Raw genomic sequence first — 23,345 nt, 5'->3', positions numbered from 1 at the left:
TAGCAGCACGGGTTCATGCGATTAAGAGCTAAAATCCGCATGATGCTAGAAGACAGACTTATTAATGGCGCGCTCTGACTTATCCGATATCACCGCTTTCTTGGCTGTCGTGCGGGAGGGCAGCTTCACGAAGGCCGCCGCAAAGCTCGGCGTCTCTCAGTCGGCCCTCAGTCAGACGGTGCGCAACCTGGAGGCTCGGCTTGGGCTGCGACTTCTGACCAGGACGACACGCAAGATCTCGCCGACCGAGGCCGGCGAGCGGCTGGTTCGATCGGTCGGTCCCCGTCTGGACGAGATCGAAGCCGAGCTGAGCGCGCTGAGCGCGTTGCGCGACACGCCGGCGGGTGTTGTGCGCATCGCCGCCGGAGAGCACGCGGCAGAACTGCTGTTGTGGCCGGTGATCGAGCGGCTGCTGCCCGACTACCCGGATATCACGATCGAAATCGTCATTGACAATGGACTGACGGACATTGTGGAACAGAGGCTCGACGCGGGCGTTCGCCTTGGCGAGCAGGTCGCCAAAGATATGGTCGCCATTCGCATCAGTCCAGACGTGCGCATGGCGGTAGTCGGCACGCCGGCGTATTTTGCGCGGCACGCTAAGCCGAAGACGCCGCAGGACCTGACGGCGCACAACTGCATCAACATCCGGTTGCCGACGGCCGGCGGAATATATGCCTGGGAGTTCGAAAAGGGCGGGCGTGAACTGAACGTGCGCGTCGAAGGACAACTCGTGTTTAACACCGCGACAATGGCAGTGAAAGCCGCGCTTGCAGGCGTCGGTCTTGCCTTCGTCCCGGAGCAGCGCGTGTTGTCGCAGCTCGAAAGCGGAGAACTCCTGCGAGTGCTGTCTGATTGGTGCCCGTCATTTTCCGGCTTCCACCTGTACTATCCCAGCCGCCGGCAACCCACTCCTGCTTTCGTCGTGGTTGCGAATGCGCTTCGTCAAGGCGCGAAGGTCTCCGGCACCAAACAGACCGGATAGGTGGTCCTCGGTCTTCCTGTGTCGTGCCGATCGTGTGCAGTTGCGCCTAGCGACGCACTTACTTTCGCCCCGCCCTGGCAACGGGTTAGGGCATTTTCACTTTGCGGCGAGGCAGGTTGACGTGAGCGAGTCCACAATCGTCGTCAATGGTTGACATTTAACCGTGAAACAATGTATTTTAGACCACGACGGATTTATCGTGCTGCCACTTACATTCAATATGCCCCGAATCAAATTGTCAGGAGAGGAGTTGCTTGTACCGGCTGGGCGCGGTGTCTCGGAGGGCAAAACGCAAGCGAAAACTGGCAAATCGCGAGGCGCACCAAAAGACAAGGAGACTGCGGGGCCCGTCCGTAAGCCGAGCGCTTTGCTCGTTAATCGCATCCAAGCGCCGAAACCGCACGATTTGCTTGCCAGTCAACTGCGTGAGGCAATCTTGCGTGGAGAAATCGCGGAGGGGGACACCCTTCCGCCGGAGCGGGCGCTGGTCGAGCAGACCGGGCTGAGCCGTGGCGCCGTGCGCGAAGCACTCCGAGTTCTGGCAGTCGAGGGGCTCGTGCAGACAAGACCCGGGCGCTTCGGCGGCAACGTGGTGACGCTGCCCGGAACAGAGTCCATGGCTAACAGCATTTCCCAATTCGTCCGTGGACGGCAGCTTCCCTTGCGAACCTTGCATGAGACGCGCGAGACACTCGAGCCCGCGCTGGCGCGGCTGGCGGCGGTTCATCGTACTAACGAAGACGTGCAGATGTTAGCGGCGCTGCACGAAGAGCTAATCAGCTCCGTGAATAATTTCCAGCAGTTCTCGCAGGCCAATATCAGGTGGCACAACGCCGTCGCGCGTGCGAGCGGTAACGAGCTGCTCGCGGGCGTGCTGTATGCGATTTCCTATGGTGTGGCGTTGTCTACGACGACGGAGGAGTACGACACCACGGACACCCGTAACCAGGTCATTCGCATACATTCGCAAATCAACGCGGCCATCGAAGCGCGTAACCCGGAGCTAGCCGAGAAACGCATGCGTCAACACATCGGCGCGACACATGTTCGAGCCACCGCACCGGACACTTTACACGTACCGCTCTCCCACGACTGAGCCACCGACGACGTCTGGCGCGCACGCCGCTTTTCTCGGGTTCGCATTCAGTAGTCCGAGCCCCTTCTTCTCCGCATGCTCCTTTGCGGCACGGATCGCGCGGTCGAAGCTGATGTCCGTCGCAACATGCCTTCGATCGACGTTTATTAGCCATTGATTGAAGCAAAAGCGCCAGCGAATTCTGCGTTCCTCGAGGAGCGCCGAGAACCATCGCCATAGCGAAGCATCATCGAAATTTGCGGCTGCGGCAGCCTCGAAACGCATTCGTTGCATTGTGTCCATATTTGCCTTCCCAAGAATCGTTGACCTTGTCGAGTCAGCGGCACGTCCAGTCTCAAGCATGCGCAATGGCGATAGCCCGGACATTCAAAAACGAATCCAGCGCCTCCGGACCGCCCTCCGTTCCGTAGCCGGAGTCCCTGACGCCTCCGAAGGGCAATTCGGCCGAAGGCATGGCTGGCATGTTCATCCAGAGCATGCCGACATCGACCCGGCGAGTCAGAATGTCCGCGTTGACGAGCGATCTCGTGAATGCATAGCCGGCGAGACCATACGAAAGTCGATTCGCCTCGGCGATCGCGTCTTCCAGCCGTTCGAAGCCGCGAATCGCCGCGATCGGACCGAATGGCTCTTCGTTGAAAATCTTCGTGTCTAGCGATACATCGTCCAGCACCGTCGGAGCCCAGAAGTTTCCGACATCGCCGATGCGGTGCCCGCCCGCCATCACTCGTGCGCCTTTGCTCACGGCGTCGTCGCACAGTTCGGTCATGGCTTTGAGCCGTCGCGAATTGGCAAGCGGACCCATCTGCGTTGCTTCGGCCAGACCATCGCCGGTCTCGAGATCTTGCGCGAACTCCGCGATGGCGCGAGCGAAGTCTTGCCGGACGCTCTCATGAACGAGGAATCGCGTAGGCGAGATGCAGACCTGCCCCGCATTGCGGAACTTGGCCGCGCCCATGCATTTCACTGCCAGCCCGAGGTCGGCGTCGTCGCACACGATGACCGGCGCATGACCGCCGAGCTCCATGGAGACCCGCTTCATATGCGCTCCGGCCAGCGCGGCAAGCTGCTTGCCGACCGGTGTCGAACCGGTGAACGTCACCTTCCGGATGACCGGATGCGCGATCAGATAGCTGGATATTTCACCCGGATCTCCATAGACGAGATTCAGCACACCCGGAGGCAATCCGGCTTCCTGGAAGGCGCGGACGAGCGCCGCCGGGCTGGCGGGCGTTTCCTCCGGCGCCTTCACGATGATCGAACATCCCGCGGTCAGCGCCGCGGCAACCTTGCGCACGACCTGATTGATCGGGAAATTCCACGGCGTGAAAGCTGCAACCGGGCCGACCGGGTCCTTGATCACCATCTGCCGCGTCGACACACTGCTTCTGTGCGGCACGATGCGGCCGTACACGCGAAATCCTTCCTCGGCGAACCATTCGACGATCTCGGCGGCGGCCAACGTCTCGCCCCTTGCTTCACCGAGCGGCTTGCCTTGTTCCAGCGTGAGCCGCGTAGCGATCGAATCCGCGTTTGCCCGCAGGAGTTCGGCGGCCTTGCGCATGATCTTGCCGCGCTGCGCGGGCGTGAAATCGCGCCATACCGTGAAGCCCCGCTGCGATGATTCGAGCGCACGATCCAGATCCGGGAGACCGGCATGCGCGACGCCGCCAATCTCCCGGTCGTTGGCCGGATTTTTGACCGGCAGGGTGCGGCCGTCGGCGGCGTCCTGCCACTCGCCGTGGATAAAGAGCTGGGTATCGGGATAGCCCATTTGTCGCGACTCCGTAAAATGGCATGCAATCAGCATCGCAGTGCTTAGTGGGTAATGTTCAGCGCCACGAGAAATCGCGACACCATGTTGTAAGCCGCCACGGTCGCCACGATCTCGACGACGCCGCGCGGGTCGAACCTCGCGCATACGCGCTGCATCACGGCATCCGGGACTTCTATTTCACGCGTCATGTGATCGGTGAGTTCAAGCACCAGTCGTTCAACATCGGTGAAGTCGGCGGTTTTGGCGGGAACGGTCCTGACCGCGGCGATCTTGTCAACCGATACACCGGCCTTCCTTGCGTGCGGTTCGTGCGCCGCGAACTCGAACGTCGCGCGGTTGAGCACCGCCACGCGCAAGATGATCAGCTCGCGCAGGTCAGCCGGGATCTGCGTGCGATTGCGCACCGCGCTCAGCATGCGTTCCCATCCCGAGGCGATGGGTGCGCTATTGAGCAGCGCCTGATACAGCACGGCGATTTCCCCGCCCCGCTCCGCGCGAATAGTCGCCTCAACTTCCGCGAGTTCGGGATGCGAGCCGGGCTCGATCAGCGGCACGCGAATGGTTCCACTCATCACAATCTCCTTGGTCTGGTTCATCTTGCGAGCACGAGGCGACCCTTGACGTGGCCGGCACGCAGGCGCGCGAGGGCATCGTTCACCTCATCAAAAGCCACCTCTTCCACCGGCAGAGGCTGAATGCTGCCCGCCTTGACCAGCGCGATCAGTTCTTTGAGTTCGTCGAGGCTGCCGACGAACGAACCGCGAACCGTGATCGCGCGCTGAACGAGCGGAGGCAGCGAGATTGTGATATCTCCTCCGAACAGACCCACGACGATGCAGATGCCGCCCTTTCTCAGCGATGCCACGGCGAAATCCGCCGTCGCCTTGTTGCCGACGAAGTCGACAGCCGCTCCGACACCGCCCGCTGCCGCCAGTGCGGCGGACGCATCCGGATCGCGCGGGTCTAGCGCCATCTCCGCTCCATGACGCAGCGCGAGCTCGCGCTTGTCCGAATCGATATCGGCCACCGCGACGCGGCGAAATCCGAGTCCCACTGCGATCTGCAGCCCGCTGAGACCGACGCCGCCCAGGCCCATTAAAAGCAGCAGATCACGATCCTTGTCGATGCCGGCCTTACGCAGTGCGCTATACGCGGTGAGTCCCGAGCATGCGTACGTAGCTGCCAGCGTAGGCTCGATTCCCGTCACGTCGACCAAATACTTTGGGTGCTGCACCACGCATTGCTCGGCATACCCGCCGGGACGGAACACGCCGATCGATTGCGGTTTGCCGCACAAGTTTTCCTCGCCGCGCAGACACATGTCGCACGTCCCGCAGCCGAGCCACGGGTAGATCAGAAACGCTTTACCGATCGCGCCATCTTCGAGCGCGGCGTCGGGGCCTTTCGAAACGAGCCGTCCCAACACCTCGTGCCCCAAGATCACCGGCGGATGGATGCCGCGATCCACCAGATTCAGCCGCTTGCCGCCGCCGAGATCGTAGTAACCATCCTGCAGGTGAAGGTCGGTATGGCACACGCCGCAACGCATGACTTCGACGACCACCTCCGTATCCACAGGCCGATGCTCGGCTCGCTCGACTTGCACGACCGGTTCGCAGAAACACTGGACCGCGTACGCTCGCATGTTTTCCTCCGTTTAAACTTCGTTTAATCGATGTCTTGCAGCCGGTAACCGTCGCCCCAGCGCGTGACGCGTCCAACAGACGGCGACGGAAAATGCGCGGTGCAACACAACGTGGGTGTATCGCAATAGCGTTCGAGAAACGCGCGCCGCGTGACGGCCGCCTGCACCGGGTCCTTGTCTCTCGCAAACGAGAGTTCGGGATAGCGGGTCTGAAGCGGCACGTGGATCAGGTCACCCGTGAGGACCACATCGTCCGCCTTCCTGCCGAAGCAAAACGACAAGTGCCCTTCGGTATGCCCGGGAGTCGGCAGAATACGCAGGTGATCGCCGATCTGATGATCGTGCTTCACGATATCCGCGCGACCCGCCGACATAACCGGCAGAACGCTGTCCACATAAGCGGCGTTCGGCTCGATGCGATGCGCCGCCGCAGCCGTCGCCTGCTCCTTTTCGCCGAATACATAGCGAGCGTTCGGGAACGTGGGGATCCATTCGCCGCCGACGAGCCGCGTATTCCAGCCGACATGGTCGCCATGCAGATGCGTGCACATGACGAAGTCGATGTCGTCGACGGAAAAGCCGGCGTGAGACAACGCGCGCAAATACCGGCCATCGGACTTCATGTCCCACTCGGGGCGCGGACGAGGCTTGTCGTTACCCAGGCAACTGTCCACGAGGATCGTGTGATGCGGCGTCTGAATCACGTACGACTGGTAACACAGGATGAACGTGTCGTTGGCATCCAGCGAATCGGGCTGCAGCCACACACGATTCTCAGCGAGTCGTTCAGGTGTCAGGCCGGGCAGCATTTCAAGAGCGGGCAGAAACGGCGCATCGAGTTCGACGATCCGGTGCACGGTCAGGTCACCTACCCGAAATGTCAGGCTCATAAAGAATCCAGAACGCTTGATGTTTGCCAATGGAGACCGATCACATCGTCCGCGATCGTTCGCGCGCGTGATTCGGATGGACCCCGTATCGCGAGGTCACACCTGAACGAGTTGCTTGCCGAAGTTCTCTCCCGCCATCATCCGCATGAAGGCGCGCGGCACGTTTTCGAGTCCGCTCAGGACATCTTCACGAAACTGGAGTTCGCCCGACTTGTGCCAGGCCGCCAGCCGCTGCAACGCTTCGTCGCGACGATGCCACCAGTCGTAGACGACGAAACCCTGCACCACGGCGCGCGTTGCGATCAATCTGGAACTCGCGCGCAGTCCGGTGTCCTCGCCGCCCGAATTGTTGGCGACGGCCACGCGGCCCACAATGGCAACGCGCGCGCCGATCGCGAGGTTTTTGAGGACCGCGTCGTGGATCGGACCGCCGGTGCCGTCGAAGAACACATTCACCCCGTTCGGGCAGCATCGCGCGACTTCTGCCGCGAGATCGGACGCCGACTTGTAGTTGATGGTCTCGTTAAAGCCGATCGTCTTGCACCAGTCGAGCTTTCGATCCGAACCGGCGATGCCGATCACGCGGCAACCGGCCAGCCGTGCGAGTTGGCCGGCGATCTGTCCGACGGCTCCTGCCGCCGCCGACACGACGACCGTGTCACCGGGCTTCGGTCGGCCGACGTCGAGCATGGCGAAGTAGGCCGTCAGGCCAGGCATTCCGAGCCATGAAAGAGCCGCTTGCGGCGGCGCAAAACGCGTATCGACCTTGTTGACCTTGGACGCGCCGGGAAGATCGGGCGTGAGGACCGCATAGTCCTGCCAACCAACGTCCGGGCTTTCGGCAATATCGCCAACCCGCCATTCCGGATGATTCGATTCCACCACTTCACCGACGCCGCCACCCTGCATCAGGCTGCCCGCTTGCATGCCGGCGCCCTCATTCAACTTGCCACGCATATACGGGTCCACCGAGAGCCAAAGCGTCTTGACCAGAATTTGCCTTTCGGCCGGTCGTGAAGCGTCGGTCTCCTCCAGCTTCCAAAGCGATTCGCTCACTGCGCCTTGCGCATGCGAGGCCAGTGCCCAACGACGATTTCTCATCTCGCGCCCTTCCTTTTATTGCCACATTAGCTAGCAAGGATAAAGCACTTCTTTTAATTGTCAACCAATGAATGTATCGGTAAATGTCCTAGTGAAATCCCCTATTACTGATATCTAGCAATGCACTTGACGTTGAATAGTCATTTGGTTAACCATTGAAACGAATGACGGCGGTAAGTAGTTGCCGCTAAGACCTTCAACTTAGCAGAGGAACGAATGTTCAATCTCATCGGTGAGCAGTCGGCGATCGTCGACGGCGTGTCTGCCGTTTGCCGAAAATTCGATGACGAATACTGGGCGGCGTGCGAAAAGGACGAGCGATTTCCGCGGGAATTTCATCGCGCCATGGCCGATGCGGGATGGCTCGGCGTCACCATGCCCGAGGAATACGGCGGCGCGGGGCTCGGCATTAAGGACGCGGCGCTCGTGATGCACACCGTTGCATTGCACGGCGGCGGGATGGCCGCCACTTCCTCGATCCACATGAACATGTTCGGGCCTCACCCGATGCTGGTTCACGGCACCGCCGGACAAAAGGATCGCTGGATACCACGGCTCGTATCGGGCGAGGACCAGGTCTGCTTCGGCGTCACCGAACCGGACGCGGGCCTCGACACCACCAGCATCAAGACCTTCGCAAGGAAGGTCGACGGCGGCTACATCGTGTCGGGGCGCAAGATGTGGATTTCCACCGCTCAAGTGGCGCACAAGATCCTCCTGCTGGCCCGCACGGCGCCGAAACACGAGAAGGGAAAAGGCAAGGCGACCGACGGCATGACGCTGTTCTATACGGATCTCGACCGCACGAAGATCGAAGTGAAGCGGATTCCGAAACACGGACGCGCTGCGGTCGATTCCAACGCGGTATTCATCGACGACTTGTTCATCCCCGAGTCGGACCGGATCGGCGAGGAAGGACGCGGATTCCACTATTTGCTTGATGGGCTCAATCCCGAGCGCGTTCTCATCGCGGTGGAGGCGATCGGCATCGGTCAGGACGCGTTGCAGCGTGCGGCGCGTTACGCCCGGGAGCGCGTGGTGTTCGGGCGGCCGATCGGGCAGAACCAGGGCATCCAGCATCCGCTGGCCGAAGCGTGGCTGAACCTCGAATCCGCCTTGCTGATGGCAGAGCGAGCTGCGGATCTCTACGACGCCGGGCTCCCCTGCGGCGCAGAAGCCAACGGAGCCAAGCTGCTCGGTTCGCGCGCCGGCTATCAGGCGTGTCAGACGGCCGTACTGACGCACGGCGGCATGGGCTACGCAAAGGAATATCACGTCGAACGCCTGTTGCGCGAGGTGCTCGTGACGCGGATCGGCCCGATCACCGACCAGATGATCCTCTGCTTCATCGGCGAGAAAGTGCTCGATCTTCCCAAGTCCTACTGACCATTCGTTGCGAGAAAAAGCATGCCCGGCCTGTACTACGAAGAGTTCGCGATCGGACAAGTGTTCGACCACGCCGTCCGCCGCACCGTCACCGAGATGGACAACGTCCTGTTCTCGGCACTCACCCATAACCCCGCGGCCCTGCATCTGGACGAGGAATACTGCCGGACCGAGACCGAGTTCGGCCAGCGGATCGTCAACAGCGCATTCACGCTCGGGCTGATGGTCGGCCTTTCCGTGCAGGACACGACGCTCGGCACCACCGTCGCGAACCTCGGCTGGAACGAGGTCCGCTTTCCGCAGCCGCTCTTTCATGGCGACACGGTCCACGCCCGTTCGATCGTGCTGGAAATGCGCGAGAGCAAGTCGCGGCCCGCGACCGGCATCGTGACCTTCGTGCATGAAGCCTTCAACCAGCGCAACGAATTGGTGGCCACCTGCACGCGTGCCGCCCTGATGAAGAAAAAGGACAAGGTCGCGCAATGAAACCTCTCGACGGGATCAAGGTCCTCGATTTCTCCAAAGTCCTGGCAGGCCCCTTGTGCACGCAGGCGCTCGGCGATCTGGGCGCCGAAGTGATCAAGGTCGAGCCGCTCGGACTCGGCGACGAAACCCGCGGCTGGCCGCCGTTTCGGAGTGAAGGGCTGGGCGCCGTGTTCCTAAGCGTGAACCGCAACAAGCGCAGCATCGCCCTGGACCTGAAGACGGCGGAAGGACGCGCCGTCGCCCATCAGCTGGCCGCGCAGGCCGACGTTGCAATCGAGAGTTTCGGAACCGGCGTTGCCGAGCGGCTCGGCATCGATGCGGCCACGCTTCAACCGCTCAACAAGCGGCTCGTCCATTGCAGCATTTCCGGGTTCGGCCGCGAAGGTCCGCTCGCCCGGTCGCCGGGATACGACGTGATTCTGCAGGCCTTCAGCGGCATGATGTCCCTCACCGGCGACGAGGGCGGCGGCTATGTGCGCAGCCCCATCTCCCCGATCGACCAGATGACCGGCACCCACGCGCTGACGGGCATCCTCGCCGCGCTGCTCGAACGCGGCAAGACCGGTACGGGAACGACCGTCAGCGTGTCGCTGTTCGAGACGGCGCTCGGATTGCTGCGCTACAACCTGCAAAGTTTCTGGGAGCGCGGCACGCAGCCGCCCAAATGCGGTTCGAGTCACGAGTCCCTGTGCCCTTATCAGGCCTTCGAAGCCGCTGACGGACCGCTCATGCTGGGCGTCGCCAACGACAGCCAATGGCGCAAGCTGTGTGCTGTCGCGGGACTGCAATCCATCGCCGACGATCCAAAGTTCCGCACCAACAGCGACCGCGTGATCAATCGCACGGAAACGCTCGATGTGGTGCAGGCGGCGCTCGCGCGGCATCCGGTCGCCTACTGGAACGACAAGCTGACCGACGTCGGCGTGCCGTGTGCGCCGATCAACACGCTGGCGCAAATGCTGCAGCATCCTCACACGCGGGGCGGCGACGCCATCGTCGACTATGTCCATCCGCACGGCGGCCCGATCCAGTCGGTCGGCCAGCCGTTCACGCTTGGCGGCGAGCGCCGGTTCGCCGGTTCGCCGCCGCCGGTCCACGGCGAACATACCGAGACCATCCTTCACGAGATCGGCTTCTCTCGCGCGGACATCGACAGGCTCAAGGTCGGCAAAGTCATCGCGTGAACAGCGGCACCCATTAACCATTTCGACGGAGTTCAACTCATGTATCTGCGATCCTGGCTCTTCGTGCCGGGCGACAACGACAGAAAGCTCGCGAAAGCGGATGGCGCGGGAGCCGATGCCGTGGTGCTCGACCTCGAAGATTCGGTGGCAGCCGCCAACCGTGACATAGCGCGGCAGAAGATTCGCGCATTCCTCGACGCGCGGCCACCGTCCCGGCGTACTTACCAGTTATGGGTGCGCGTGAATCCGCTCGACGACACCGCGCTCACCGACCTCGCGGCGGTCGCCGGAGGCGCGCCGGACGGCATCATGCTGCCGAAAATCGACGGGCCCGACGATGTATTGCGCCTGAGTCACTACCTCGATGCGCTGGAGGCGCGCGAAGGCGTTCCGCATGGGCACATCAAGATTGCGCCGGTGGCGACGGAAACACCCACGGCGCCGCTTCGCCTCGGCGAGTTTTCGTCGGCAAGGCTCGAACGGCTCGTGGGGCTCAACTGGGGTGCGGAGGATTTGAGCGCGGCAATCGGCGCATCCACGAACGTCGATGAAAGCGGCCATTGGACCCTGACTTATCGCTGGGTTCGTTCGGCGGTCTTGCTCGCCGCCAAATCCGCGGGCGTGCAGGCCATCGAAACGGTCTACGTCGATTATCGCGATCTCGACGGACTGCGCGCATCCTGCCGGGCGGCGGCTCAGGAAGGCTTCACCGGACGCGTGGCCATTCATCCCGATCAGGTTGCACCGATCAACGAAGCGTTCGCGCCGTCTCCCGCCGACGTTGCGCTGGCGCGAAAGATCGCAGCCGCATTCGCGGACGAGCGCGGAGTCGGAACGGTGGGAATCGACGGAAAGATGTTCGATATTCCGCACCTCAAGCGCGCTCGCAATCTGCTCGATCTGCACGAGAAGTATCAGCGAAGGGCGTCAAGCCAAAGCAGCTCGATCTGAAAAGTACCAAGGAATCCCGATGAAAGTCATGGTGCCGGTCAAGCGAGTCGTGGACTACAACGTGAAGGTTCGCGTGAAAACGGACGGTACGGGTGTGGATCTCTCGAACGTCAAGATGTCGATGAATCCCTTCGATGAAATCGCGATCGAAGAAGCAGTCCGTCTGAAAGAAGCGGGCGTGGCCACGGAGGTCATCGCCGTATCGGCGGGCTGCGCGCAATGTCAGGAAACACTGCGCACCGCACTCGCGATCGGTGCGGACCGCGCGATCCTGATCGAATCGAACGAGGACTTGCAGCCGCTCGCCGTGGCGAAGATGCTGAAAGTTTTGATGGACAAGGAAGAGCCGCAGTTGATGATACTCGGCAAGCAGGCCATCGACGACGATTCGAACCAGACTGGCCAGATGGTCGCCGCCTTGTCGGGGCTTCCGCAAGCCACCTTTGCATCGAAGCTCGTCATCGCCGACGGCAAGGCGATTGTTTCGCGCGAAATCGATGGCGGTGCGGAAACGCTGTCGCTTGCGCTGCCTGCTGTCGTGACAACCGATCTGCGGCTGAACGAGCCGCGCTATGTCACGCTGCCCAACATCATGAAGGCGAAGAAAAAGCCGCTCGCGACGACTACCCCCGCGGAGCTTGGCGTGGACGTGACACCGCGGCTAAAAACGCTGAGCGTCGCCGAGCCTGCGAAGCGCTCCGCCGGCGTGCTCGTGCCCGATGTGAAATCGCTTGTCGAAAAGCTGAGAAACGAAGCCAAGGTTCTGTGAGGAGAGGCTCGAAATGACGATTTTGGTAGTTGCGGAACATGACGCGGCGGGCCGATCCGGCTCGGAAGAAAGCGCATCGCTCAAGCCGGCGACGTTCAACACGCTCACTGCGGCGGCCCTGCTCGCCACCCACACCGACCGCCAGATCCACGTGCTGGTCGCCGGATATCACGTCGAGGAAGTGGCGGTTGCGGCGGCGAAAATAGCGGGCGTGTCGAAAGTGCTGTCGGCCGACGCGCCGCATCTGGAAGCCGGTCTCGCCGAGAATATCGAGGCGACGGTGCTGACAGTCGCAAGGAATTACTCTCACATCCTTTTTCCCGCTACGGCCTACGGCAAGAACATCGCCCCTCGGGTGGCGGCTAAACTCGATGTTGCGCAGATCAGCGACATCGTTGCTGTGAATAGCGCAGATACGTTCGAGCGTCCGATCTACGCCGGCAACGCGATCGCAACCGTCCAGTCGGTCGATCCGATTCAAGTGATCACCGTGCGCCCCACCGCTTTCGATGCGATTGCGACGGAAGGCGGCTGCGCCGCGATCGAGCCTGTCGCCGTGCCCGCGAGCAACGGACTGTCGAACTTCCAGAGTCGCGAGATCACGAAGCTTGAACGGCCGGAGCTGACATCGGCGCATGTCATCGTATCGGGCGGGCGCGGGCTGGGAAACGGCGAAAACTATGCGAAAGTGCTGGAGCCGTTGGCGGATCGCCTCGGTGCGGCGCTCGGCGCATCGCGGGCTGCAGTGGACGCGGGCTTCGTGCCGAACGACTACCAGGTGGGGCAAACGGGGAAGATCGTCGCGCCGCAGTTGTATCTGGCGGTGGGCATCTCCGGCGCGATTCAGCATCTGGCGGGAATGAAAGACTCGAAGGTCATCGTCGCCATCAACAAGGACTCGGAAGCGCCCATCTTCGGCGTCGCGGATTACGGCCTGGTCAGCGATCTGTTCGAAGCCGTGCCGGCCCTTATCGACGCGCTATGACGTGCTATGAAACGTTGTGCTCCGCCGTTGCGGGCGGGACGGAAGCCGGTTCACAAGACGCGCCCGACGACATCAGCGAGTCGATCTCGGCTTCCGCGTAGCCCGTCTCGCGAAGTATTTCCCGGCTGTTCTCCCCGAGGCCGGGCGCATGACGATGCTTGCGTTCCGTGCCACCACGCCACTCGCTCGGCATCGCTATTTCGCGTATCCGGCCGACAGCCGGATGATCCGTCTCCCGGAAAAATCCGATCTCCTTCAGATGCGGATCGTCGAGCAAGGATTCGAGCGTGTGCAACTTGAAGAACGGGATGTCGGCTTCGCCCAGCACGACGCGCCATTCGTGGGTCGTGCGCGAAGCGATTTCATCGCTGACCATGCTGTAGAGTTCGTTCACGTAAGCCGTACGCGTCGCAATGCTCTTCAGACGCGGGTCCGAATGATAAAGGTCCTCCTTGCCGACGACCCTGAGAAAGGCGTGCCACTGATGGTCGGTGTAGATCACACAACACGCGTAACCGTCGCTCGTTCGATACGGACGACGCTGCGCCGACAGCAGCCGCGGGTAGCCGAAACTTCCCTTGGCCGGAACGAAGGTCTCTCCATAGAGATGATCGCCGAGCACGTGCGACACCATCGTCTCGAACATCGGAACGTCGACACGTTGGCCGACTCCTGAACGTTCCCGCGCAAAGAGGGCCGCGCAGATCACACCGAATGCATACGTTCCGACCGAACGGTCCGCGATGGTGAGCGGTACGTAGCGCGGGGCGCCCTCACCGGCCATTCCGACGACCTCGGGTACTGCGGTGGCCGCCTGGATGAGGTCGTCGTAGGCACCTTGAGGCGCGTAACGCCCGCGCTGCGAAAAGCCGAACATGCCGACGTAGACCAGTCTAGGATTGATGCGGGCAAGCGTGTCGTAGTCCAGGCCGAGACGCTCCATCGACTGGGGACGGATATTGTATGCGAGCACGTCGGCGTCTTCGACGAGACGGAGCAGCGCCTCGCGCCCCGCCGGACGCTTCAGGTCCAGCACAATACTGCGCTTGTTGCGGTTCAGCCCGAGAAAGAGCGGCCCAAGGTTCGCTTCCCCGCAAGGCCCGATGCTACGTGTGCAATCACCATCCGGCGCTTCCACCTTGATGACGTCCGCCCCGAGGTCTCCGAGCATCTGCGTGGCCCATGGCCCCATGAAAACCGACGTGAGGTCCACCACCCTTACCCCCGACATTGCTCCGGCAGTCGTCTCCATGTCTTTCTCGTCACGTGGAATTCGCGGACGCGCAGCGCCGTGAGCGTGCGAGATCAGTCCGACCTGTCCCCTATGCTACAAGAAACGGGACATCGTCATGGCGGCATATCATCCTCGGGATCCATATAGCGATTGTCCGAGCGGTCGACTGGCGGATTTTTCTCACGATAGAAGTTTGGAAAATCCTGCTGGACATGCAACCGATGATCCTGCCAGCCGACACACGTGTTGAGCATTTTCGGCGCGGGGCGTTCTTTCGGAGGCAAACGATCGATTCTTGCGCGCATGGCGAGGTAGTTTGCCTGGACGAGCACGGTCGCCATCTGCGGCAGTAACTGCGATGCGTGCCAGCAATTGCCCGCCGTGCCGATGCGCTCGCGCACCGCTTTCATTAAGCCGGCGCCAAGCTGGATTCCATTTAGCGCAAACGAGCTCTCCACTTCCTTGCAGCAGTGGTACGGAGTCGCATCCATGGCGACCTCGGTCTCGCGAATCCTCGCGTTTTCATCCACCGAGAGACGGACCGAGATTCTGTGTATGGCCTCGCCAGGCGCCACGTGCGGACGATCGACGCCAAGCTCGAATTCAACGGGTTTGGTGTCGACCAGGGTCGCCTCGATGTCGATCAGATCGTCGTCGCGAAGAAAAGCGCCGATCGTGATGACTCGCTCATGCAGCGGGGTGCGTGCCTTGGCTTCACTGAGGGGCATGGTTGGCTCCGGATCGGTCCTGACGCCCGACAGTTCGCCGAACGAATCGGACGTACGCAAGGGTCACTCGAAGCGGGTGACGATGAAAGTACCCGTGTTCGCCGACCTGGTCATGCTGTCGAACACTTCGCCCACATCGGACAAGGTAATCTCCTTCGTCACCATCATGCCCGGAGTCAGGCGCCCGCTCGCGACCATCGGAATCATCGAAGCGAAGCGGTGCGGCGCCATGCCGAGCGAGCCAATGATCTTCAGTTCCCTGAGCACGATGGTGTCGATCGGCACGCTGATGTAGCCCGCTTCCTTCTTCGTCGTCAGCCCGATTTGCAGTTGCCGGCCGCCCTTGCGCAGGCTCATGATCGCGTCGACGCACGTCTGCGCGATGCCGAGCGCGTCGACGGCCACATGCGCTCCGCCTCGCGTCATCTGCATCACCGCCTCGACTGCCTTCAACTCGCGGCTGTTGATCGTGAAGTGCGCGCCCATCCGCTTGGCGAGATCGAGGTTGGCGTCGTTGATGTCGACGCCGATCACGGTGGCGCCCAGCGAAGCCGCGATATTGATCGCCGACAGGCCGACGCCTCCGCATCCGTAGACCACCACCCATTCGCCGGCCCGAAGCTCGGCGCGATCGACGAGTCCGTGAAAGGACGTCATGAACCGGCAACCGAGCGCGGCGCCGTCGGTGAAGCTGATGTCCTCGGGCAGCACCATAAGATTCCGGTCGGCGTGCGGCACGCTCACGTATTCGGCATAGCCGCCCGGGTAGGTTCGGCCGGGAATGATCCCGCCGTCGCAGAGATGCGACTGCCCGCTCTGGCAATACTCGCAAGTTCCTTCGCTGCCGGAGAACGGCACGACGACCCGGTCGCCTTTTTTGAACCGCGTAACGCCGGGCATCACGTCTTCGATGATCCCGGTCATTTCGTGCCCCATGATGGTCGGAAAGTCCCGCTTGCTGTCGCCGATCCAACCGTGCCAGTCGCTACGGCAAACGCCGTTCGCCTGCACGCGAATGAACGCTCCCAGAGGGGCTGGTTCGGGGTCCGGCACACTGCGAACTGCCAGCTGCTGAATTCCTTCCAGAACAAGTGCCTTCATAAAACCGTTCCTTATCGAGATCGATGTCCGCTGCGTCGTATAGCGACGCGAGCCGAAAGGCTCGTCTGTCGCTTGAATGTTTTGGAGCGATGCCGTTCCCAGCACTAATGGTCGATGGTAACGGAGCGACTTCATATGTCAACCATTGATTATTTGAGTCAGGGAAGTTCCCTATGCATTTCGTTATGCCTCTCTCGTCTTAGCGCATAAGACTTAATTCTAGTCACCTCTTGCTAACTGAGTGGCAAAAATAAGCTTTTCAGAAAAAATCCGACTTCATTGGTTAGTCATTGACTATTTGGAAGCCGAAGTCTAATGTCTGGTCGTCGATTCACTGACGGCGCTCCGCATGCAGGACGCCGCACCTCTCGAGGCGATAGCAATGGACATGCAAAGCAGCGATTACCCGCTTCCGAAACAGTTCATCGGCGGAGAATGGCGCCGTGGAGGCGACGGTCATTGCGGGGTTGTTCGAAACCCTGCGACGGACGAAACACTGGCCGAAGTGCCACGCGCAAGCAGACAAGATCTCGACGACGCCCTGGCATCCAGTTCCTCGTCGTTCGAAATCTGGCGAAAGACATCCGCGATCGAACGAGCGGCCATACTTAGGCGCGCCGCTGATCTGATCCGCGACCGCAGCGCTCACCTGGCCCGCCTGATGACGCTCGAACAGGGCAAGACGTTGGCGGAGTCGACACTCGAATTTTCAATCGTCGCGGAGACGCTCGACTGGAATGCCGCGGAAGCGTTGCGGGCCAACGGCAGGATCATCCCGGCGCGCGCCCGTGGCGCACGTCAGATGGTGGTCATGCAACCGCTCGGGCCCGTCGCCGCGTTCACTCCGTGGAACTTTCCGGGTGTGCTGCCTGCGCGGAAGATCGCGACCGCGCTTGCCGCTGGTTGCACGGTTGTCATCAAGCCCGCCGAAGAAACCCCTGCCTCGACGATCGGCATCGCGCAGGCGCTTCAGGACGCCGGGTTGCCTGCCGGTGCGTTGAATGTCGTATTCGGTGTACCGGCCGATGTGTCGAGTCATCTGATGCGCTCCGACATCATCCGCAAGGTCCATTTCACAGGATCGACGGGAGTCGGACGGCACCTCGCGAAGCTGGCCGCGGAAGGACTCAAGCCCTGCACGCTGGAATTGGGCGGCCACGCGCCCGTCCTCGTATTCGACGACGCAGATCTCGACACGGCCGTTGTCACCTGCGTGCAAGGCAAGACCCGCAACGCAGGTCAGGTATGCACGTGTCCGACGAGATTCATTGTGCAGGACGGCATATACGACGCCTTCGTTCAGCGATACGGCGAAGCGCTGGACCGCGTGATCGTGGGTCCGGGCCTCGATTCCGCAAGCCAGATGGGGGCGCTGGCCAATCATCGCAGACGTGACGCCGTCGAAGCGATGGTATCGGATGCCATCGACCAGGGCGGCCGGCTCGTCGCCGGCGGCGATCGCGTCGGCTCACGCGGTACGTTCTGGCGGCCGACTCTGATCGCGGGTGTATCCCACAGCGCACAAGCGATGAATGTCGAACCGTTCGGTCCTCTCGCGCTGGCCACCCGGTTCTCCACTATCGACGACGGTCTTGCCGAAGCCAACCGCCTTTCCTACGGACTGGCCGGCTACGCGTTCACGCGTTCTGCGGCAACTGCCGTGACCGTGGCGGATGAATTGCAGGTTGGCGGCGTGGGCATCAACACGTTCGCGGTTTCGCAAATCGAAGCGCCGTTCGGCGGAGTAAAGGATAGCGGTTATGGCGTCGAGGGAGGACACGAAGGCATCGAAGCCTTCATGCACCCGCGCTACGTGCATCACGTGACCTGATCCTTCGCGAACGCACCGGAGATGCAGTCGGCGTGACGCGGGATCGTCACGCTGTTTCCACAGCGCTCTGGTCTTTCCGCGACTCTAAACGATCCGCGGGCAATACGACTACGGCTCGTTCCGCGCACGCCCTTGGGAGAAAGATTCAGGAATCACGCTTCCGCAAGCTCGTATTGCTAGGGTGCAAGATCACTTCCAGACCTCTCTGACCGCCCCGCTCGGTCGAGCGCGTTGGCTTCCGTCCCGCATTCGCTTCGCGCACGCAGCACTGGAATTCCAGCGGCGTACGCCATCACCCTCCAGAAATCTGTTGTTTTCCGATCGTTCGTCGGTGACGGGCCGGGCGCTGCACGCCAAACTTGCACAATGCCGCACACCGTTCGAACTCATTGGCTAACCAATGATAAAAATCTCGTTACGACGATCTTCAAGATCCATCAACCCGTCCAAAGCGTTGCCAATAGCGACGATATTACCTCCGATGCGTGTTTTCCCGGATAGTCTAGGAATTCGCTACGCGCAATGATTCGTCAAAGGTTAACCTTTCACAAAGACGCCATTCGACGGGTGACCAACCGCCGGCCATTTCCGCTTCAGATGTTCAACATGCTCCCTGGCACACTGGCCAGAAGCGCAGAGGAGACACCATGTATTCGACCAACGCCGTACTCGACACACCGGCTGTCCGGCCGGGTATTCACCGACGCTTGATACTCTCCACCATCCTCGGCACGACCATCGAGTTTTTCGATGTGTATATTTACGGCCTTGCTGCGGGACTCTACTTCGCTCATCAGTTCTTCCCGAGCGTGAGCCCCACCATCGGTGTGATCGCGTCGTTCGGTACGCTGGCCAGCGGCTTTCTCATCCGTCCGATCGGCGGCATCATCGGCGGACATTTTGGCGACCGCTACGGGCGAAAGAAGGTGCTCGTCGCGAGCATGATCACGATGGGCGTGGCGACTTTCCTGGTCGGCGTCCTCCCCACGTACTCGGTGATTGGCATCTGGGCGCCGGTCCTGCTGATCCTTGCACGGCTTGCTCAAGGACTGGGCGCCGGTGCCGAATGGGGCGGCGGAGTGCTGATGCTCGTCGAGCACATGAGCAAGAATCGCCGAGGTTACTGGGGCAGTTTCGCCAATTTCGGCATCTGGCTCGGCATCGCAATCGGCACGTTGATTTTTGCGGGCATCACGCGCCTGCCGGACGAGACCCAGAACTGGATCTGGCGTCTGCCGTTTCTCGCATCGGCGGCACTGGTGTTCGTCGGCTTGTGGGTGCGCATGGGCGTGTCGGAGACGCCCATCTTCCTGAAGGCCGAGGAGAAAGCAGCCGAAGTCAAGCGTGAACGGCTTCCTATCGCCGAACTGTTCGGAAAACACAAGAAGGCCACAATCATCGCGATCTTCATTGCGACCGGCGCGTGTTCGTATCAGATATACGGCACCTTCGCCACGGCCTATTCGAGAGCACTGCAACTTCCGATCAGCACCATCTTGCTTTTTCAATTCGTAAACGGCTTCGTTGCGATGGGACTGACCGTTTTCTTCGGCTGGCTCTCCGACAAGACCGGACGACGTGTGCTCGCGATCGTCGGAAGCGTGCTTGTCGTGCCGGCCATGTACCTGCTCTTCTGGTCCCTCAACAACGCTTACCTCCCGCTCGTGCTGGTGTCGCTCGTTCTACTCGAAATCGGCCACTCGATGGTCTATGGACCGATGGGCGCCTTCCTCTCTGAGCTCTTCGACACGCGTACCCGATATACCGGTGTCTCGATCGCCTATCAGATCGGCGCCGGCGCCATCTCCGGACTGGGCCCGCTCATCGCGTCCACCATCCTCGCGAGCGCCGGCGGCGCGCCCAATGTGTATGCGGTACCGCTGATCGTCGTTTTCACGGGGGCGCTGACGATCATCGGCGCGCTGCTCGCGCCCGAGCGTGCCGGCCGAGAGTTGCCTTTGTAGTCTTCAAGAAGGCGCCGCCCCGCCATTTCTCTTCGATACGGACATCTCGCATGTTCGTATTCAAGCTCCTGAAGTCCGCTTTTCGTTTCGACGAGTCCACCAACTCGTCGGATGCCTTCTATTATTTCTTATAAAATTAGGATACCTACGTGAAAGTCAAATTCATGATATGTGCCACGCTCGGCATTCTCGCTTCGCCTACCTGGGCACAGAGCAGCGTGACACTGTACGGAATTATCGACGCGGGCCTCACCTTCAATTCGAACGCGAATGGCGAGCGCCAGTACGCCATGACGAGCGGAAACCAGTCAGGCAGCCGGCTCGGTTTCAGAGGGCTAGAGGATCTGGGAGGCGGTTTGTCGACCGTTTTCAATATCGAAGCCGGATACAGCACGACGACAGGCGCGATGGGACAGAACGGGACGCTCTTCGGCCGGCAGGCGTATGTCGGCATCATATCGAAATCGTACGGACAGGTGACGCTCGGGCGGCAATATTCGACGCTCTACGATTTCTTCGCGGGACTCACCTCCGGCAATACATGGGCTGCCGTCGGCACTGGCTACGGCTCCCATCCGGCAGACCTGGACAATCTGGACAGTTCGAACCGTGTCAACAATACCGTCAAATATCAGACTGCTGTCTACCATGGCTTTTCCATGGGCACGATGTATTCATTCGGGAACGTGGCGGGAACCATGTCGAGAAATGCCATCTGGGGGTTGGCGGGATCGTATAGTCAGGGGCCGATCACGGTCGCCGCCGGCTATCAGTCCACTCATAATCCGAACTATTCTTTCTGGGGCAACAAGGCGAACGACAGTTCGACCGCGAGCAACATGCGAAGCCCGGTATTCGTCGGCTATTCCGCAGCGGGACAGCAAGACATTCTCGGCGCCGGATTGTCTTACGCTCTCGGCCCTGCGACCCTCGGCTTCATCTATTCGAATACGCGCTTCCGCGATATGGGCAGTGTCGCAGTCAGCGGCCTGACCGCGCAACAAGCCGCGTTGCGCGGCACAGCCTCCTTCAACAGCTACGAGGCGAATGGCCGCTATATGGTTTCGCCCTCGTTGCTGCTGGGCCTGGCTTACATCTATACCCGTGGTGGCGGCGCCGGCGGGATCGAGGGAGCGAACTATCATCAGGTCAATGTCGGCGCCGACTACTTCGTATCGAAGCGTACCGATCTCTACGCGGTGGTCGCCTATGAGCAGGTAGCCGGGTTCGATTCAACCGGCAAACCCGCAGTCGCCGCGCTTGTGGGCACGACGCCGTCGAGCACGAGCAAGCAAACCGTCGCTGTCGTTGGTATTCGTCACAAGTTCTAGTCCGGGATGCGGGCGGCATCTGCGTAACCGCTGCGCTCGCCGCGGAAAGAGGCGCGTACACGACCGCGCTCATGACCGGTTGTGTTTTCGATTTGAGGCGCTCGCTGCCACTGCCCCGGTGGCGAACACTTCACTCGATCAACCATGCACTCAAACAACGCGCGACGACCGATTTTGAAACGTCATGTTTCATCGCGGGAAACGGCCAGTAAGCGCGTCATAACCTCCCCACCTTCACGATTACCATGCCTCGTTCCCACGTACAGCAAATCATGCAGCGATGATCCTAGCCTTGTATTCAACTGGAGTGCAGAAATCGATAGAGGTGAAGCGCACCGGGAACTTCGGAGACGTGTCGCTGTTTTGGGACCGACTCCTTCAATCTGCGCGATGCGCTGACAGGTCTCACTGGCCTTGAATATCAGATCGATGCGCCTGTCGAAGCCGGCAAATGGCGTATCGAGTACAACACCGAGCGGCCCCACAGCTCGCTCGGTTATCTGGCGCCGATGCAATTCGCGCAGGCGCACGAAGCGAAGGAATTATTAACCTCGGACTCTAACTCCACTTCGTACTAAAACCGGCGGTGGATTTGCCCCCGTAGTTCCGGACACCATCTCACACCAAGGTTGATGAATCGGCTTTACGTCGGAACTCGCGCGGCGAGCGGTATTTCAGCGCGCTATGCGGGTGTTTGTCGTTGTAGTGTTCGAATGCGACGGCCAGATTGCGCACGGCGGTCGCCGCGTCCGGCTTCGGCATGAACGCAACGTAATCGCGCTTCATCGTCTTGACGAAGCTTTCTGCCATGCCATTGCTCTGCGGGCTGCATACGGGCGTGGTCAACGGCTTGAGACCAATATCTGAAGCGAACGCGCGGGTCTTTTCGGCAATGTAACCCGAACCGTTGTCGCTGAGCCATTCGATTTGCGCGGGCGTTTTGCGAACGTTCCCGAAACGATGTTCGACAGCCGCCAGCATGACATCGCGCACAACGTCGCCGCTATGACCGCCTGTCGTCGCTGCCCAGCTGATCGCTTCGCGGTCACAGCAATCGAGTGCGAACGTCACGCGCAGCGGCGCGCCGTTGTCGCAACGAAACTCGAAGCCGTCAGAGCACCATCGCTGATTGCTTCTGGGCACCGCCACCGTACCTTCATGCCGACGCTCGATGCTCGGCCTCGCAGGCCTCCTGTGAAGCAACAAATCGTGCTGGCGCATCACGCGATAAACACGTTTCGCATTCACTGGAACCTCACACCGCAATTCCCGCTCGCTTCGCAGCAGGCCCCAGACGCGTCGATAGCCGTAGCTGGGCAAGTCAGCAACGAGCAAACGGATTTCGTCGACAATGCCAGCATCATCCGTTTTGCGTGCGCGCCGGCCATCCTGCCAGTCAGCAGTCCGGGCGAGCTTTACCGACACATTTGCGCGCGCTACACCGAGAACGTCACAGACCTGCTTCACTGGCCGTCCCCCGGTAATGAGGGTGAGCGCGCAATCCATTTTCGCGACTTCATCACCTCCACGGCTTCCCGGAGAATCTCGTTCTCCATGGTCTTCTTGCCCAGCAGGCGCTGGAGCTCCTTGATCTGCTTCAGCGCGTCGCTCAACTCGGACGCCGGCACAACTTCTTCTCCAGCGCTCACTGCCGACAGGCTGCCGTCCTGATGCAGCTTGCGCCACTGAAACAGCTGATTCGGATTGATGCCGTGCAGCCGAGCCACCATCGAAACTGTCTTGCCGGGCTCGAACGTCTCCCGAACCATCGCCAGCTTCTCATCAGCCGACCGGCGCCGTCGGCGCTCAGGTCCCGTCAACACTTCCATTACTTCGTTCTTGTTGTTAGTCATATACACAGTCTTATGCCTACCAGCTATTGTAAGTGGGAGACTGTGTCC

General features: G+C 61.0%; 21 protein-coding genes. 12 read left to right on the top strand and 9 right to left on the bottom strand.

The genetic code is table 11. The features are described 5' to 3' along the window. The first annotated feature begins 64 nt into the window (after positions 1–64). Positions 65–985 carry a LysR family transcriptional regulator gene (locus tag NCR98_RS32395; RefSeq protein WP_250528476.1) on the top strand — a complete coding sequence of 307 codons (921 nt, stop codon included), beginning with the start codon at positions 65–67 and terminating at the stop codon, positions 983–985. Positions 986–1,184: 199 nt separating this feature from the next. Next, a complete protein-coding gene (locus tag NCR98_RS32390; RefSeq protein ID WP_250528475.1) occupies positions 1,185–2,081 on the top strand; it encodes a FadR/GntR family transcriptional regulator in 897 nt (298 codons plus the stop codon). A gap of 334 nt (positions 2,082–2,415) precedes the next feature. On the opposite strand, the gene NCR98_RS32385 is transcribed toward NCR98_RS32390, so the two are convergent. The 5 genes from NCR98_RS32385 to NCR98_RS32365 form a co-directional block, all read right to left on the bottom strand. Next, positions 2,416–3,855 (bottom strand): NAD-dependent succinate-semialdehyde dehydrogenase, encoded by a 1,440-nt coding sequence (locus NCR98_RS32385; protein WP_250528474.1) that lies wholly within the window; start codon positions 3,853–3,855, stop codon positions 2,416–2,418. Between the two features lie 44 nt (positions 3,856–3,899). After that, positions 3,900–4,430, bottom strand: a complete 531-nt coding sequence (locus NCR98_RS32380; protein ID WP_250528473.1) for a carboxymuconolactone decarboxylase family protein — start codon at positions 4,428–4,430, stop codon at positions 3,900–3,902. A 20-nt stretch (positions 4,431–4,450) separates the two neighbouring features. Continuing rightward, positions 4,451–5,503 (bottom strand): zinc-binding dehydrogenase, encoded by a 1,053-nt coding sequence (locus NCR98_RS32375; protein ID WP_250528472.1) that lies wholly within the window; start codon positions 5,501–5,503, stop codon positions 4,451–4,453. A gap of 23 nt (positions 5,504–5,526) precedes the next feature. After that, positions 5,527–6,393, bottom strand: coding sequence for an MBL fold metallo-hydrolase (locus tag NCR98_RS32370; protein WP_250528471.1), 867 nt, complete (start codon positions 6,391–6,393; stop codon positions 5,527–5,529). 96 nt (positions 6,394–6,489) lie between these two features. Next, complete coding sequence (locus tag NCR98_RS32365; protein WP_250528470.1) at positions 6,490–7,494, bottom strand: NADP-dependent oxidoreductase; 1,005 nt, start codon at positions 7,492–7,494, stop codon at positions 6,490–6,492. A 216-nt stretch (positions 7,495–7,710) separates the two neighbouring features. Between NCR98_RS32365 and NCR98_RS32360 the strand changes: the two genes are divergently transcribed. Genes NCR98_RS32360 through NCR98_RS32335 form a run of 6 tightly spaced genes read left to right on the top strand, consistent with a single transcriptional unit; the run spans position 7,711 to position 13,255 of the window. Next, entirely contained in the window at positions 7,711–8,880 is a 1,170-nt protein-coding gene (locus NCR98_RS32360) for an acyl-CoA dehydrogenase family protein (RefSeq protein WP_250528469.1), read from the top strand. A 21-nt stretch (positions 8,881–8,901) separates the two neighbouring features. Beyond that, positions 8,902–9,366 (top strand): MaoC family dehydratase, encoded by a 465-nt coding sequence (locus tag NCR98_RS32355; protein WP_250528468.1) that lies wholly within the window; start codon positions 8,902–8,904, stop codon positions 9,364–9,366. Beyond that, entirely contained in the window at positions 9,363–10,550 is a 1,188-nt protein-coding gene (locus tag NCR98_RS32350) for a CaiB/BaiF CoA transferase family protein (RefSeq protein WP_250528467.1), read from the top strand. The genes NCR98_RS32355 and NCR98_RS32350 overlap by 4 nt, the downstream gene beginning before the upstream one ends. Before the next feature lie 39 nt (positions 10,551–10,589). After that, a complete protein-coding gene (locus NCR98_RS32345) occupies positions 10,590–11,501 on the top strand; it encodes an HpcH/HpaI aldolase/citrate lyase family protein (protein WP_250528466.1) in 912 nt (303 codons plus the stop codon). Positions 11,502–11,520: 19 nt separating this feature from the next. Next, positions 11,521–12,270 carry an electron transfer flavoprotein subunit beta/FixA family protein gene (locus NCR98_RS32340; RefSeq protein WP_250528465.1) on the top strand — a complete coding sequence of 250 codons (750 nt, stop codon included), beginning with the start codon at positions 11,521–11,523 and terminating at the stop codon, positions 12,268–12,270. 13 nt (positions 12,271–12,283) lie between these two features. Then, entirely contained in the window at positions 12,284–13,255 is a 972-nt protein-coding gene (locus NCR98_RS32335; RefSeq protein WP_250528464.1) for an electron transfer flavoprotein subunit alpha/FixB family protein, read from the top strand. 4 nt (positions 13,256–13,259) lie between these two features. On the opposite strand, the gene NCR98_RS32330 is transcribed toward NCR98_RS32335, so the two are convergent. From NCR98_RS32330 to NCR98_RS32320, 3 genes are all read right to left on the bottom strand, one after another. Beyond that, positions 13,260–14,507 (bottom strand): CaiB/BaiF CoA transferase family protein, encoded by a 1,248-nt coding sequence (locus NCR98_RS32330; protein WP_250528463.1) that lies wholly within the window; start codon positions 14,505–14,507, stop codon positions 13,260–13,262. 95 nt (positions 14,508–14,602) lie between these two features. Beyond that, positions 14,603–15,217, bottom strand: coding sequence for a DUF2889 domain-containing protein (locus NCR98_RS32325; protein ID WP_250528462.1), 615 nt, complete (start codon positions 15,215–15,217; stop codon positions 14,603–14,605). Positions 15,218–15,280: 63 nt separating this feature from the next. Continuing rightward, complete coding sequence (locus tag NCR98_RS32320; protein WP_250528461.1) at positions 15,281–16,318, bottom strand: zinc-binding dehydrogenase; 1,038 nt, start codon at positions 16,316–16,318, stop codon at positions 15,281–15,283. Positions 16,319–16,667: 349 nt separating this feature from the next. Here NCR98_RS32320 and NCR98_RS32315 point away from each other — a divergent pair, with 349 nt between their 5' ends. The 4 genes from NCR98_RS32315 (at position 16,668) to NCR98_RS33600 (ending at position 22,022) form a co-directional block, all read left to right on the top strand. Continuing rightward, positions 16,668–18,149, top strand: coding sequence for an NAD-dependent succinate-semialdehyde dehydrogenase (locus NCR98_RS32315; RefSeq protein ID WP_250528460.1), 1,482 nt, complete (start codon positions 16,668–16,670; stop codon positions 18,147–18,149). Between the two features lie 647 nt (positions 18,150–18,796). Next, a complete protein-coding gene (locus tag NCR98_RS32310) occupies positions 18,797–20,113 on the top strand; it encodes an MFS transporter (protein ID WP_250528459.1) in 1,317 nt (438 codons plus the stop codon). A 149-nt stretch (positions 20,114–20,262) separates the two neighbouring features. Then, positions 20,263–21,444, top strand: coding sequence for a porin (locus tag NCR98_RS32305; RefSeq protein WP_250528458.1), 1,182 nt, complete (start codon positions 20,263–20,265; stop codon positions 21,442–21,444). Positions 21,445–21,827: 383 nt separating this feature from the next. Continuing rightward, the gene (locus tag NCR98_RS33600) at positions 21,828–22,022 is read left to right on the top strand and encodes an integrase core domain-containing protein (RefSeq protein ID WP_350029551.1); all 195 of its coding nucleotides are present in this window, start codon (positions 21,828–21,830) and stop codon (positions 22,020–22,022) included. 40 nt (positions 22,023–22,062) lie between these two features. On the opposite strand, the gene NCR98_RS32300 is transcribed toward NCR98_RS33600, so the two are convergent. Further along, positions 22,063–23,273 (bottom strand): IS3 family transposase gene (locus NCR98_RS32300; protein ID WP_250528514.1). Its coding sequence is split into 2 segments (ribosomal slippage): positions 22,063–22,955 and positions 22,955–23,273, totalling 1,212 coding nucleotides; the frame shifts between segments, so codons are not numbered across the junction. Between the last annotated feature and the right edge of the window lie 72 nt (positions 23,274–23,345).

Source organism: Caballeronia sp. GAWG2-1 (genome assembly GCF_023631405.1).
Taxonomy (GTDB): Bacteria; Pseudomonadota; Gammaproteobacteria; order Burkholderiales; family Burkholderiaceae; genus Caballeronia.
This window is presented reverse-complemented; position numbering and strand designations above follow the sequence as displayed.